Here is a 14,355-nt window from a genome sequence, read left to right on the forward strand (position 1 = left end):
CCGAACAGAGCCGTTAAGCCCGGGAGCGCCGATGGTACTGGGTTCACCCCCGGGAGAGTAGGTGGCCGCCAACCCCAACACACAAGGGGCAGCAGACAAACGTCCGCTGCCCCTTTTTTTGTGCCCCTGCCCTGAGCGCCGCCAACCCAAAGGCGCCTGCTACACTTGGCTGCTCTTTATCCACGGTTGCCAATCCTTCAACATCAATGCCTCCTTTATACTTTGGAGCTGGGTATCAACGCAAGCTTTCTATCGCACCTGTAACTGGCTGACCTTAGAAGTAGCAAGCTAGGTATGCATGTCGGAGTTCATCACCTGTAAATTCTATGATACTCAATTCGTACAAATACTTGATTCTTGCCATTGGAATGTTCTTAACTGCCTTTCTTCGCCAACACTGAGCAGGAAATGTTAGTATAGCTTTGGAGCTTATTGTTTTTTCTTCTGCTCCTCTTTAAATTGAGCTATGGCGTTTCTCTACCCTTCCTTCCTGTTTGCTCTTGCGGCTGTGGCAGTGCCCATCATACTTCATCTGGTGCAGCTAAGGCGTGCCAAAAGGGTGATGTTTAGTAATGTCAGGTTTATACAGGCCTCCAAGGATCTAACTGCCAGCCAGCGCAACCTAAAGGAACTCCTGATTCTGCTTTGCCGGATACTCTTCATCGTTTTTCTTGTGCTGGCATTTGCGCAGCCCTTCTTACCAGCAGCAGATGTTGCCGCTCCCGGTGATAGTTCGGATGTAGCTATAGTCGTGGATAACTCCTATAGTATGCAGAACCTCCAGGCTAATGAGAACCTGGCGCTGCTGAATGTAGCGACAGATAAAGCCAAAGCCATCACTGGCCTTTTTCCGGCTTCTACCTCATTTAGATTACAAACTTCTGATAACTTGAATCATGGAGCACCTGTCGAGAAAGGGGAGGTTGCGGCTATACTTGACGGAATAGATATGTCAGCAAAAAGCTTTGCACCAGGCGCGGCCTTCCGGGTACAGCCATCGCATTTGTTTATACTTTCTGATTTTCAGAAGAATAATTTCTCACCCGCAGTACTAGATGCTGCTGACTCCGCCACCCAAGTACACTTAGTGCCCTTGGAGGCTGCCAGCACATCCAATATCACTATAGACTCGGTTTATCTAGAAGATGAATTCCTGCGGCCCGGCGCGGAGAACAGGTTGTTTGTGCTACTTTCGAACACAGGGGACGAGGCAGTGGAGGACGTGCCCGTAAAATTGTATCTGCAGGATCAACAGGCAGCCGCCTTAAGTATAGATTTACCTGCAAATCAGGCTACACAGGCCGTAATGACATTCAAAATAACAGGTAGCAGCACGGTAAACGCGTATGTGCAGGTGGAGGATTACCCTGTAGACTTTGACAACACCTACTACTTTGTCCTGGCACCCTCTTCTCCCATCAGCATTGTAGAAGTTACTGATAATCCCCAGTCAGAATTAAGGCAGCTTTATCAGAGCGAACCCTTTTTCAAGTTTACCGCCTTCCGTACCAACTCCATTGATTATGCCTCTTTTGCCGCTGCCGATATCGTTATTTTGAACGGTATTCAATCCATGCCTGCGGCTTTAGCAGCAACAGCGGCTAACTATGTGAAGGAGGGAGGCACCTTAACCGTCATTCCACCCAATGGTAACGAAATCGGCGCCTATACCACACTATTCCAAAACCTGAATATACCTGCCTCCTTCACTGGTGCGGGTAAAAGCGGGGCTAAAACAACACTAGCCACACCCGATCCCAACAATCCTTTTTTCAGAAGTATCTTCTCTGATTTTAATGCGGAGATGCAAATGCCTGCCGCCTCCAGAAGTATAACCTGGAGCAGGGCTTCGGATGATATTTTAAAGTATAGAGGCGGCGCGCCTTTTCTCTCACGCTTTGACAGAGGGAGTGGAGCTGTTTTCCTGATGGCCGCTCCCCTGAACGAAGATTATAGCACGCTGCCAAATCACGCCCTGTTCGTGCCCGTTATGTATAGGTTGGCCATTGGAAGCTACAAACAGGTGCAGCAGCTAGCCTATACATTAGGCGGCGGAACGGTGCAGTTGCCCGCGCCAGCACATGTTAAGCGCGAAGGGGTGTATGAACTGGAAAAAGATACCATGGCCTTTATTCCGGAGCAGCAGGTGAGAGGGGGCCGTCTATACTTCAATGTACCGCCAGACATGAACGAGGCAGGGTTTTATACTTTGCAGCGGCAGGATTCAGTTCTGACGACGCTCGCCTTCAACTATGACAAGCAAGAATCCTACCTGCAGCAGTACAGCCCGGATGAGTTGCGCAGCCTGGTTGGGAAAGACCGATCAAACGTGCATGTTTATGACTACGGGGACGCTTTTTCTGTGAAGGGGGAGTTCGAAAAACGATATTTTGGCGTCAAGCTTTGGAAATATTGCCTAATATTGTGTCTGTTTTTCCTGATGGCCGAAATAGCACTTATTAGATTCCTCTAACATGAAAGTTCTTCTTCAAGCAGCAACCATTTACAACCTCAACTCTGAGTATCACCTTCAGCAACAGAACATCCTCATCGAGCAGGGCATAATTACCTACATTGGCCCGGAGGCAAAGGAAGCAGACAAAACTGTAGCCGCAAACGGGCTTTGCGTGTCAGCGGGGTGGGTAGATTTGCAGGCATTTTCCGGTGAGCCCGGCTTGGAGCACAAAGAAGATCTGGAGAGCCTGGCATTGGCAGCGGCAGCGGGTGGTTTTACAGAGGTATTGCTGTTGCCTAACACCGAGCCTGTCGTGCAGACGAAAGGAGCTATCAACTACATTAAAAGCAAAAGCCACGCCCTGCCTGTCACGCTGCTGCCTGCCGCCGCCATCACGGTGAACGCAGAAGGCAAAGACCTGACCGAAATGATTGACCTGCACCAGTCCGGGGCGGTTGCTTTTACGGATGGCACGAGCCCTTTGCAGGGAGCAGACGTGCTGCTGAAGGCGCTGCAGTACATGCAGCCTTTTAACGCTCTGCTGCTGAACCGCCCGGAGCACAAGCGCCTTACCGAGAATGGGCAGATGCACGAAGGCGAGGCCAGTACCCGTTTGGGCATGAAGGGCATTCCGGCACTGGCAGAGGAAGTGACCGTAGTGCGTGACCTGCAGCTGCTGCGCTATGCGGGTGGCAAAATGCACTTCTCGCTTATCTCTACCGCCGCTGCTGTGGAGGCTATCCGGAAAGCGAAGGCCGAAGGATTGCAGGTGACCTGTGATGTGGCCAGTTACCAGGTGGCGTTTACCGACGAAACCATCGAGCCGTTCGACACCAACTATAAAGTAACACCGCCCTTCCGTAGCGAGGCCGATGCGGTGGCCATAAAAGAGGGCTTGCTGGACGGCACCATTGATGCCATGGTATCAGCACACATGCCCCAAGACGTAGAAGCCAAGAAACTGGAGTTTGATCTGGCCGAGTTTGGCATTATCAACCTGGAAACAGCCTTTGCTGTGGCAAATACAAGTATGCAGCTGCCCCTGGAAACGCTTATCGAAAAGTTAACGACTAACCCACGGCGTATACTCGGTTTGCCGGAGGCTACCCTTAAGGTAGGGGAGGCCGCAAAACTTACCCTTTTCGCTCCGGAGCAAGTATGGGTGCCTGCAGTGGAGCAAAGCAAATCGAAGTCGCATAACAGCCCTTTCTTTGGGCGCGAGCTAAAGGGCAAGGTGCTGGGAACAATTCATAAGGGGCAGCTGGTTCTCAACGATTAATTTTAATATATTTATACTTATATTAGAAGGCTTAAAAGCAGGTTTGGCCCGGAAGCGAAGACTATGTTTAATCAAACTATTGTGCGGATAGGGGTACGCTATGGCGTACTGGGCGGGCTTGTTTGCTTTGCTTTGGTAGCCATCTTATACTTTGTGGGCTACAATCCTTTCGGGGATGTGGGGCGCATTTCTTACCTGCCTATCCCGTTCTTCGTCTTTATGGCTATCCGAAACTACAAAAAGTATGTGGAGTCGGATCTTACCTTTGGCAAGGGGTTTAGGGTGGGGCTGGCCGTGGCGTTTTATACAGCGCTGACCTCGGCCTTGCTGGTGCTGGCCCTTATCTACCTGATTGGTCCGGAGATACTGCAGAACCATATTGCCGAGATGCGGGCTATCCTGGAGGAGACGCGCGAGCAGCAGGTACAGATATTAGGTGAGAAGTCATACAACCAGGTGTATGAGGGACTTGGCGAATTAACCCCGACGTGGCAGGCAGCAGATTTCTTTTTGTGGAGGTTGATAGTGGGTAGCATTTTTGCGCTGGTGGCAGCCGTATTTTTCAGAAAATAACTACAACTAAACTCATATGACAACCATGACTGAAAAACAACCTTCCGTAGGAGCTGCTGCCTTAAAGTGGGGCTTCATCTTTGGCCTTATTGGCGTCGTGTATACACTGGTGCTGATGGTGGCAGACCTGATGATGAACCCGTGGCTCTCCAGCCTGACGTACCTTATAGTTGCTGCGGGCATTGCAGTGGCCATGAAGAACTACAGGGAAGAGAACAATGGTTTTATGTCCTATGGGCAGGGTTTGGGTATCGGCGCTATCGTGTCGTTTCTATTTGGCCTGGTGACAGGGATATTCTCCTGGGTGTACACCAACTTTATTGACACGGAGTACATGAGCCGTATGATGGAGAAACAGCGCGTGCAGATGCTGGAGCAGGGCCTGACCGACGAGCAGATCGACGCAGCCATGGCCCTTACTGAAAACTTCAAGGGACCACTTACGGCGATATTCGGCTCAGCGATCGTTATGCTGATTATTGGTTTTATCTTGTCGCTGATTATCGCTGCCATCATGAAGCGAACACGACCGGAGTTTGAATAAATAGATGCAATACGCTTATGATATTTCGGTAGTAGTTCCCCTCTTTAACGAGGAGGAGTCGCTGCCAGAGCTCGTGCGCTGGATCAGAAGGGTGATGCATGCGCACGAGTTTTCTTATGAGGTTATACTGGTGGACGACGGCAGCACCGACCGCTCCTGGGACGTGATAAACGACCTGAGCGAGGAGGACAAGGCCGTAAAGGGCATCAGCTTTAACAGAAATTACGGCAAGTCTGCCGCGCTGAACGAGGGCTTCCGCCGCTGCGAGGGCGAGGTGGTGATTACCATGGACGCCGACCTGCAGGACAGCCCGGAGGAGATTCCGGCGCTCTACGACATGATCAAGAACCAGAAGTATGACCTGGTGAGCGGCTGGAAAAAGAAGCGCTTCGATCCTCTGAGCAAAACCATCCCCACAAAGTTATTTAATGCTGCCACGCGCAAGCTGTCGGGCATACAGCTGCACGACTTTAACTGCGGCCTGAAAGCTTACCGGCAACTGCTGGTGAAAAGTATAGAAGTGCACGGCGAGATGCACCGCTACATACCCGTTATCGCCAAGTGGAACGGGTTCACCAGAATTGGCGAGAAGGTGGTGCAGCACCAGGAGCGCAAGTATGGCACCACCAAGTTTGGGCTGGAGCGCTTTGTCTACGGCTTCCTGGACTTGCTTTCGATTACCTTTGTGTCCCGCTTTAAAAAGCGCCCGATGCACTTCTTTGGCTCCTTTGGCACGCTTATGTTCGTGGTGGGTTTGGGCATCACCCTGTGGCTGATTGTGCAGAAACTATTTGGCCTCTACTCCGGAGGCCGTGTGCGCGACATCGTGGACCAGCCGCTGTTTTTCCTGGCGCTGGTGGCCGTTATATTGGGGGTGCAGCTCTTTTTGGCCGGGTTCCTGGCCGAGATGATTTCCATTTCCTCCAGCAGGCGCAACGAATACCTCATTCGGGACAGGGTAGGGGCTATCAAAAAGTAAATGGCAAAGCGGGTAACCATAGTGGGGCCAGCGCACCCCTTGCGGGGCGGAGGCATGGCTACCTTTAACGAGCGGTTGGCCTACGCCTTTCAGGAGGCTGGCTGTGAGGTGGAGATCGTTACTTTTAGCCTGCAATACCCCTCTTTCCTTTTTCCTGGCAAGAGCCAGTATACTTCGGAGCCCGCGCCTCCTGGCCTTAGTATAAAAGTGCTCATCAACTCTGTTAACCCGCTGAGTTGGTGGCGCACCGGCTGGTACATCAAAAAACAGAAGCCAGACCTGGTGGTGTTCCGCTATTGGCTGCCCTTTATGGGGCCGGCGCTGGGTACCATTGCCCGCATCATCCGCCGCAACAAGTATAGCCGCCTCCTGGCTATTACCGATAATGTGGTGCCGCACGAGAAACGCCCCGGCGATGTGCCCTTCACCAGGTATTTCCTCGCCTCCTGCCACGGCTTCGTCACCATGTCGCGTTCGGTGCAGCAGGACCTGGAGCGCTTTGAGCCCGCCAAACCCAGCGAGTACCTGCCGCACCCGCTGTATGATAATTTCGGAGAGGCCGAGACGAAGGCAGCTGCCTGTACTGCCCTGGGGCTTGATCCAACGTATAACTACCTCCTCTTTTTCGGCTTCATCCGCGCTTACAAAGGGCTGGATTTGCTCTTACAGGCCATGGCCGACCCACAGGTGCAGGAGCTGCAAAACCTGAAGCTGATTGTGGCAGGGGAGTTTTACGAAGACGCTTCGCCCTACCTTCAGCGCATCAAAGAACTGCAGCTGCAGGACAAACTCATCCTTCGCACCGAGTTTATACCTAACGCGGAGGTGCGCCACTACTTCTGCGCTGCCGACCTGGTGGTGCAGCCTTACAAGCACGCGACCCAGAGCGGGGTAACACAGGTGGCCTATCATTTTAACAAGCCGATGGTGGTAACGCGGGTAGGCGGCCTGTCGGAGCTTGTGCCTGACAGGGAGGTAGGCTATGTGGTAGAACCGCAGCCACAGGCCATCGCCGCGGCCATACAGCAGTTTTACACTTCCGGGCAGGCAGCCATACTTTCAGAGAACATCACCAAGTATAAAAAGCGCTTCAGCTGGGACCGTTTTGTGAAGGCCATTTGGGAGCTGGCAGAGAAAGTGAAAGTATAAGTATAGCTTTCCGCTTTTCTGCTGACAAAGTATAACGCCGGCTTCTCTGCAAGCCAAAGTATAGCGTGTAGATTGGGCGCTCTTATAAATAGGGATAACTGAAGAGGAAGTATGAAAAATGTGTTGGACGAAAATTGTCTAAACATTAAATATTACCTATTTTTATTTTTTATTGTGCCTGCTGACCTATGCCAAAAATCTTACTCCCATACTTTCTTTCCATATGCCTTATCGTTTGCGCCCCGGTGGCCAGGGCACAAACAGTAAAACAGGACAGCAGTTTTGTGCAGCAGGCAGTCGCTGAGTTGGCGCAAGTATACCAGGACAGTATCGGGCTGCAGAGCCACCTCTACTCAGGCGCCGAGTACACCAGCCTGGCCAAGCATTACATGGAGGGCCATCCATACTTTAAGACCAAATCCTTCGAGCCAGGGACCGTGCACTACGACGGCGTTGAGCTGCGTGACGTGCGCCTGATGTATGACGTGGAGCAGGATGAGTTGGCTATTATCTATCCCGGCACCGGCTATATCATTAAGCTTGTGAAACAGTTGGTAACCGGCTTTGAGTTAGGGGGCGAAACGTTTCAGAAGCTGGCACTAGATAGTACGGCTTCGCCCTCCAAGGCAACATATTACAGCGTGCTGCACGATGGGCAGGTAAAGGTGCTCGCGCATCGCCGCAAAGTAGGGCAGGAGCGCGTGACGTCGAAAGGATTTGAAGGGGAGTACCGCGTGGAGGACAGGCATTACCTCTTTAAAGACGGAGCCTACCACACCATCAGCCGGAAACGCTCTCTGTTAGGCCTGCTGCAGGATGAGAGAAAGCAGCTAAACACCTTTATCCGGGAGAACAAACTCAAGTTCAGAAAGCAGCATAAAGAAGCCTCGTTTGTAAAGGTCGCCCGGCACTACGACTCCCTGAAACGATGATGTGTTTGGCCGCGCCTTTGATTCACCCTCACCCACGAACAGCTATGCCCCGGTTTTACGCTAAGTTTATACTTCTTTTCCTACTCCTGGCTGGGGCTATACTTCCCGGCCTTGCGCAAGAGCATAGGGAGCCAACCGTCACAGGAAATTATACCAACTCGCCTTTTCAGGATTTTGTGGAGGACCTGGAAAAGCAGACAGCCTATACTTTCTTCTTTGATCCTGTGGCGGTAGATAGTATCACCGTGACGCTACAGGTGCAGGGGCAAGCTCTGAGCAAGGTGCTGCGGCAGGCCTTGCAGGGCACGCAGCTGCATGCGGCCGTTACAGCGCAGCGGCAGGTATTCATTACCCGCGAACGGCCCATACTCACGAGCCTGCCGGACAATTTCTTTAACCAGGGCAGCAACCAAGTTGAGGCAGAAGCACCGCAACTGGCTGAGGCATACCTCCCGCAACAGGTAAACCGCAGACAGGCAGCCTCCGAGCTGAAGCTGTACGAGATCGGTACACCGGGCGGCAAGGCTGGCAGGGCGAACCTGGCCGGCACCGTGCGCGATGCCAAAACCGGGGAAGCCATCATCGGGGCTTACGTCTATGTCGAGTCTCCCACAATTGGAACAGCCACCGACCAGTACGGCTACTACTCGCTGACCTTGCCTGTGGGCCGCCATGAACTGAAGCTGCGCGGCATTGGCCTGAAAAACACCCGTCGGCAGGTGCTGCTGCACAGCGATGGCAAGCTGGACATAGAGATGGAGGAAGAGGTGCGCACACTGAAGGAAGTGCTGGTGGAAGCCGAGAAAGACCGCAACGTTTCGGGCCTGCAGATGGGCCTGGAGCGCCTCGATATCCGCACCATCAAGCAGGTGCCCACAGCCTTTGGCGAGGCGGATATTCTGCGCGTGGTGCTCACGCTGCCGGGTGTAAAATCAGTGGGAGAGGGAAGCACAGGTATGAACGTGCGCGGCGGCTCCACCGACCAGAACCTGATCCTGCTCAACGATGCCACCATCTACAACCCCTCGCACCTGTTCGGCTTTTTCTCGGCCTTTAACCCGGATGTCATAAAATCGGTGGAGCTGTACAAGAGCGCGGTGCCGGCTAAGTATGGCGGGCGCCTTTCTTCGGTGCTGGAGGTAGCCACCCGCGAGGGCAACAAGAAAGAGTTCTCCGGCTCCGGCGGCATCGGCCTGCTTACCAGCCGGTTCACGTTGGAAGGGCCTATCGTAAAAGACAAAACTTCTTTCCTGATTGGGGGCCGCACCACCTACTCTGACTGGATCCTGAAACAGCTGCCGGACAAGTCGTTTAAGAAAAGCGAGGCCTCGTTTTATGACGTAAACGGCCACATCAGCCACGAGATAGATAACAAGAACAGTTTATACTTTACCGGCTACCTGAGCAAAGATCGTTTTAAGTTGGCGGCCGATACCCTCTACCGCTACCAAAACCAGAATGCCAGCATCAAATGGAAGCACAACTTCCACAACAAACTCTATAGCGTGCTTACCGGCACGCACAGCCACTACAGCTACGATATCTCCAACGAGGAGAACGCGGTGAACGCCTCGCGCCTTGCCTTTGGCATCGACCAGTCGGGGTTGCAGCTGGACTTTAACTTCTTCCCCAATTCCAAACACACGGTGGATTTTGGAGCCAGCTCCATTCTCTACCACGTTACGCCAGGCTCCCTAACGCCTAACAGCAGCGAGTCGATGATTAGGCCAGACAAGGTGCAGCGGGAGCAAGCCTTGGAAAGCGCGATCTATATTTCTGACAGGTACGATGTGAGCCAGCGCCTGTCGCTCTCCTTTGGGCTGCGTTACTCGATGTTTAATGCGCTGGGGCCAAGGGAAGTATACAGCTATGCGCCCGGCCTTCCGAAAACGCTTTCTACCATCACCGATACCCTCTCGTATAGTGGGGGCAAATCCGTAGCCACCTACCATGGGCCGGAGTTCCGGTTCTCGGCAAGGTATAGCCTGACGGACAACTCCTCGGTAAAGGCTAGCTACAACCGGCTGCGCCAGTACCTGCACATGCTTTCCAACACCGCCTCCATGTCGCCGACCGATACTTGGAAGCTGAGCGACCCCAACATAAAACCGCAGGTGGGCGACCAGGTGGCGCTGGGCTACTACCGGAACTTCCGGGCCAACACAATTGAGTTCTCAGTGGAGGGATACTACAAGTGGATGCAAGATTTCCTCGACTACAGAAGCGGGGCCTCCATCATCATGAACCACCACATTGAAACGGATGTGGCCAATGCCGAGGGGAAAGCCTACGGTGTGGAGGTGATGCTGAAGAAAGCGACAGGCAAACTGAACGGTTGGGTAAGCTATACTTACTCCCGCACAATGGCGCGTCTCAACGATCCGGCCACCTCTGAGGTGATCAACGGCGGCAACTGGTACCCGAGCAACTACGACAAGCCGCACGACTTTACCCTGATCAGCAACTACCGCTTTAGCCAGCGTTTCAGCACCTCGCTGAACTTTACCTACAGCACCGGACGGCCCATTACCCTGCCCATGGCCAAGTACTACGACGGCACAAGCTACCGCATCCTGTACTCCGATAGGAACGAGTACCGCATCCCGGACTACTACCGGGTGGACTTGGCCATGAACATTGAGGGCAACCACAAGGTACAGAAACTGGCCCACAGCTCCTGGACGCTGGCCGTGTATAACCTGACCGGGCGCAAAAACCCTTACTCGGTATACTTTAAGTCCGAGAACGGCAGGATAAGAGGGTATAAAATGTCGGTTTTCGGGCAGCCGATCCCGACCATTACCTACAACTTTAAGTTTTAATCGCATGAAATTCCGTTACTGGAACGCTATACTTGGTTGGCTGCTGCTGCTCGCGGGCGGTTGCGTGGAGCCTTATACGCCTGAGGTGCTAGAGGCCCCGAACAGCTTCCTGGTGGTCAATGGCTTTATTAACGCCAACGGGCCTACCACCATCCAACTTCTCCGGACTCAGAACCTGAGCGAGGAAACCATGCCACCTGCCGAAGCCCGGGCCTTGGTGAGAATCGAGTCTGACAACGGAGAAGGCTATACCCTACAGGAAACCGGCATTGGCAGCTACACCATCGGGGCGATGAACCTTAGCCCGCTGCAGCAATACAGGCTGTATATCCGGACCTCCAACGGGAAAGAGTATGCCTCCGACTTTGTGGAGGTGAAGCAAACCCCGGCTATTGATGAGGTAACATGGGCTCCGGTAGACAACGAAGTACAGATCTACGTGAGCTCGCACGACCCCAACAACAACACCTGGTATTACCGCTGGGAGTTTGAGAACACCTGGCAGTTCAGGTCGGCTCTTTTCTCCAACTTTAAGTATGCCAACGATACGGTGGAGTTTCGCACCGATGCCGATCCGCCCATCTATCATTGCTGGAAATCGGCAAACTCCACTTCTATCCAGCTCAGCAACTCTGTCAGACTGAGCCAGGATGTGATCAGCAAGTATAGACTACTTTCCATCCCTTCTGGTGCTGAGCAGTTGGGAATAAAGTATAGCATTCTGGTAAAGCAGTATGCCCTCACGCGCGATGCCTATGAATACTGGGAAACGCTCAAGAAGAACACCGAAAGTATGGGCACCCTGTTTGACCCGCTGCCCTCGCAGCTAAAGGGAAATATCCGCAGCCTGACTGACCCGAATGAGCCAGTGGTAGGGTTTGTATCGGCGTCTACTACGCAGGAGAAAAGGATATTTATCAACAGCAGGGACCTGCCGCGGGAATGGCGGCTTTTTAACCCTATCTGCCAGCCCGATACCTTCCTCTTCTCCAGAGACAAGGTGGCTGACTATTTCAGTGGTGGGAGGCTGATACCACTGGATGAGGTGTATCCGGAAGGTTCTCCTTTCCCCGTCGGGTATACTTACAGCAACCTGAACTGTGTCGACTGCAGAACCCGGGGTACGAATGTAAAACCAGCTTATTGGGAATAAATGATGAACCTCAGACAAGAACCACGGGAGCATCGTCATCCCGCCGGTAAGCCGTTTTACCTGCCGGCCATACTTGCGCTTATACTTTGCCTGAGCGTTAGCGGCAAGGTAGCAGCGCAGGCAAACGGCATTACAAGTATAACCCAGGACCTTGACGCCCACCGTAGGAAAGCACCTCAGGAAAAGCTGTTCCTGCACCTCGACAGGCCGGTGTACGCCTGCGGCGAAACCATGTGGTTTAAAGTATACAGCGTGGATGGCACACTGCACCGGCCACTGGATTTAAGCAAGGTAGCCTACGTGGAGGTGCTGGATGCAGGGCAGCGGCCCGTGCTGCAGGCCAAGGTAGCGCTGAACGACGGTACGGGTAATAGCTCCTTTATACTTCCAGCCAGCCTATCTTCCGGTAACTATACCGTGAGGGCCTACACGAACTGGATGAAGAACGCCGGCCCGGACTTCTTTTTTGAGCAACCGGTCACCATTGTCAATACGTTCAGGCAGTTAGAGGCACCCGGCACCCCGCAAGCGCCAGGCTACGCGGTTCAGTTTTTCCCGGAGGGCGGCCATTTGGTGGCTGGTATCCCTGGTAAAGTAGCCTTCAAGGCCGTGGAAAAAATCTCTGGCAAAGGAGTAGCCTTTACAGGAGAATTGCAGGACCAAAGCGGCGGGGTTATCGCCACGTTTGAGCCGCACAAGTTCGGCATGGGGCACTTCACCTTCACCCCGGAAAAGGGGATGGACTACACGGCTGTTATCACGCTGGGCAACGGGAAAACCATCCGGCAAGCGCTGCCCGCTGTGCAGGACCGGGGCTACGCCATGCAACTGGAGGAGGCAGATGCTGGCAGCTTGAAAATCACCGTTAGCCAGGCAGGCGTGCAGGGAGCGCGGGTATACTTGCTGGGCCACGCCCGGCAGCAGGTGGCTGTGGCCGAGGAGGCCGTAGTAAACGAGGGGAAAGCCATTTTCCTGGTAGAAGAAGATAAACTGGCGGATGGCATTACCCACTTCACCGTTTTTACGCCGGAGAGGCAGCCGGTGTGCGAGCGGCTATACTTCAAGCGGCCCACGCAAGCGCTGCAGCTGGAGCTTACGGCTAACAAGTCTACCTACGGCACACGCGATAAGGTGGCGCTGGACCTGATGGCACAGACAGCAGCAGGAACAGCATCCAAAGCGAACCTGTCTATGGCTGTATACAGGCTCGACTCGCTGCAGCAAAGTATAACCGGAGACATTGAAAGCTACCTCTGGCTCACCTCCGATTTGAAGGGCTCAGTTGAAAACCCTGGCTACTACTTCTCCGCGGCAGGCACCAACGATCGCCAGGCCATGGATAACCTGATGCTGACCCATGGGTGGAGTCGATTTAAGTGGGAAGACATGATTGGAAAGCAGCCAACGCCGCTGCAGTACCTGACCGAGTATAACAGCCACCTGATACAAGGTCGGGTCACGCACAGAACCAACGGAGCACCCGCCCCGGGCATCGCCACCTACCTTTCCTCGCCGGGCAAACATATCCGTTTGTACAACACGATTAGCGGCACCGATGGCCGGGTAACCTTCGAGGCAGTTAATTTCTTTGGCGAGCGGGACATCGTGGTGCAGAGCGACTTTACCAAAGACAGCACCTACCATTTTGAGATCTTTAGTCCCTTCTCCGATACCTATAGTGCCCGTAAACTTCCGGCGCTTAACCTGACCGAGCAGCTGGTGCAGGAGCTTACACTGCGGCACGTACAGACGCAGGTGCAGCATGCCTTTGTGGGCAGCCGCGCAAACGGAGTAATGGCAGCTTCCTCAGATCCCACCACCTTCTACGGCACTCCTGACGAACGCTACTTTCTGGACGATTACAAGCGCTTCAGGGTGATGGAGGAAGTAATGCGGGAGTATGTGCCAGGCGTGTTAGTGCGCAGGCAGAGTGGCAGGTTCCGGTTTATGGTGATGAACAGGCCCTTCCGAAGCGTTTTCCAGAACAACCCGATGGTGCTGCTGGATGGCGTGCCGGTGTTTGACATTGATAAGATCATGGCTTTCGACCCGCTCCAGGTGCAGCGCCTGGACGTGGTGACAAGTCGCTTCCTCAACAGAGGGCAGGTGTATGAGGGCGTGGTGAGCTACACCACCTACAAAGGTGATTTGGGAGGCTTTGAGCTAAATCCGAAAGCATTGCTGCAGGCCTACGAGGGGCTGCAACTGCAGCGGGAGTTTTATGCCCCCACCTACGAAACACCGGAGCAGAAGCAAAGCCGCCTGGCCGATCTGCGCAACCTGCTGCACTGGGAACCTGAGCTACAACTGGAGATAGGCCAGCAGCAGCAAACGCATTTTTATACTTCCGACCAAACCGGAACCTACCTGGTAGTCGTGCAGGGCCTGACCGAAGACGGCCATATCGGAAGTAAGGTGCTTACCTTAAGAGTAGTCCAGCCATTGGTAAGAAAGTAACATGTCGTTGTA

10 protein-coding genes are annotated in these 14,355 nt (G+C 53.5%); all 10 read left to right on the top strand.

The features are described from left to right. Positions 1 to 466: 466 nt before the first annotated feature. The 10 genes from BM040_RS17650 (at position 467) to BM040_RS17695 (ending at position 14,343) form a co-directional block, all read left to right on the top strand. On the top strand, positions 467 to 2,473 hold the full coding sequence (locus BM040_RS17650) for a BatA domain-containing protein (RefSeq protein ID WP_092104343.1): 2,007 nt from the start codon (positions 467 to 469) through the stop codon (positions 2,471 to 2,473). Between the two features lies 1 nt (position 2,474). Further along, positions 2,475 to 3,734, top strand: a complete 1,260-nt coding sequence (locus tag BM040_RS17655; RefSeq protein WP_092104345.1) for a dihydroorotase — start codon at positions 2,475 to 2,477, stop codon at positions 3,732 to 3,734. 63 nt (positions 3,735 to 3,797) lie between these two features. Continuing rightward, entirely contained in the window at positions 3,798 to 4,307 is a 510-nt protein-coding gene (locus BM040_RS17660; protein WP_092104347.1) for a DUF4199 domain-containing protein, read from the top strand. 25 nt (positions 4,308 to 4,332) lie between these two features. Continuing rightward, positions 4,333 to 4,851 (top strand): DUF4199 domain-containing protein, encoded by a 519-nt coding sequence (locus tag BM040_RS17665; RefSeq protein WP_092104582.1) that lies wholly within the window; start codon positions 4,333 to 4,335, stop codon positions 4,849 to 4,851. A 4-nt stretch (positions 4,852 to 4,855) separates the two neighbouring features. Further along, positions 4,856 to 5,830 carry a glycosyltransferase family 2 protein gene (locus tag BM040_RS17670; RefSeq protein WP_092104349.1) on the top strand — a complete coding sequence of 325 codons (975 nt, stop codon included), beginning with the start codon at positions 4,856 to 4,858 and terminating at the stop codon, positions 5,828 to 5,830. Next, the gene (locus BM040_RS17675; RefSeq protein ID WP_092104352.1) at positions 5,831 to 6,979 is read left to right on the top strand and encodes a glycosyltransferase; all 1,149 of its coding nucleotides are present in this window, start codon (positions 5,831 to 5,833) and stop codon (positions 6,977 to 6,979) included. Positions 6,980 to 7,167: 188 nt separating this feature from the next. Beyond that, on the top strand, positions 7,168 to 7,911 hold the full coding sequence (locus tag BM040_RS17680; protein WP_139217842.1) for a hypothetical protein: 744 nt from the start codon (positions 7,168 to 7,170) through the stop codon (positions 7,909 to 7,911). 44 nt (positions 7,912 to 7,955) lie between these two features. Next, complete coding sequence (locus tag BM040_RS17685; RefSeq protein WP_092104357.1) at positions 7,956 to 10,733, top strand: TonB-dependent receptor; 2,778 nt, start codon at positions 7,956 to 7,958, stop codon at positions 10,731 to 10,733. A gap of 4 nt (positions 10,734 to 10,737) precedes the next feature. Beyond that, positions 10,738 to 11,886, top strand: a complete 1,149-nt coding sequence (locus BM040_RS17690) for a DUF4249 domain-containing protein (RefSeq protein ID WP_092104359.1) — start codon at positions 10,738 to 10,740, stop codon at positions 11,884 to 11,886. A 3-nt stretch (positions 11,887 to 11,889) separates the two neighbouring features. Then, entirely contained in the window at positions 11,890 to 14,343 is a 2,454-nt protein-coding gene (locus BM040_RS17695; RefSeq protein WP_175491112.1) for an MG2 domain-containing protein, read from the top strand. Positions 14,344 to 14,355: the final 12 nt, after the last annotated feature.

This window comes from Pontibacter chinhatensis, assembly GCF_900113285.1.
GTDB lineage: Bacteria > Bacteroidota > Bacteroidia > Cytophagales > Hymenobacteraceae > Pontibacter > Pontibacter chinhatensis.

Excerpts from the sequence above, each read along its gene's own strand:
- BM040_RS17650 (WP_092104343.1), top strand. The coding sequence starts at position 467 with ATGGCGTTTCTCTACCCTTCCTTCCTGTTTGCTCTTGCGGCTGTGGCA.
- BM040_RS17655 (WP_092104345.1), top strand. The coding sequence starts at position 2,475 with ATGAAAGTTCTTCTTCAAGCAGCAACCATTTACAACCTCAACTCTGAG.
- BM040_RS17660 (WP_092104347.1), top strand. The coding sequence starts at position 3,798 with ATGTTTAATCAAACTATTGTGCGGATAGGGGTACGCTATGGCGTACTG.
- BM040_RS17665 (WP_092104582.1), top strand. The coding sequence starts at position 4,333 with ATGACTGAAAAACAACCTTCCGTAGGAGCTGCTGCCTTAAAGTGGGGC.
- BM040_RS17670 (WP_092104349.1), top strand. The coding sequence starts at position 4,856 with ATGCAATACGCTTATGATATTTCGGTAGTAGTTCCCCTCTTTAACGAG.
- BM040_RS17675 (WP_092104352.1), top strand. The coding sequence starts at position 5,831 with ATGGCAAAGCGGGTAACCATAGTGGGGCCAGCGCACCCCTTGCGGGGC.
- BM040_RS17680 (WP_139217842.1), top strand. The coding sequence starts at position 7,168 with ATGCCAAAAATCTTACTCCCATACTTTCTTTCCATATGCCTTATCGTT.
- BM040_RS17685 (WP_092104357.1), top strand. The coding sequence starts at position 7,956 with ATGCCCCGGTTTTACGCTAAGTTTATACTTCTTTTCCTACTCCTGGCT.
- BM040_RS17690 (WP_092104359.1), top strand. The coding sequence starts at position 10,738 with ATGAAATTCCGTTACTGGAACGCTATACTTGGTTGGCTGCTGCTGCTC.
- BM040_RS17695 (WP_175491112.1), top strand. The coding sequence starts at position 11,890 with ATGAACCTCAGACAAGAACCACGGGAGCATCGTCATCCCGCCGGTAAG.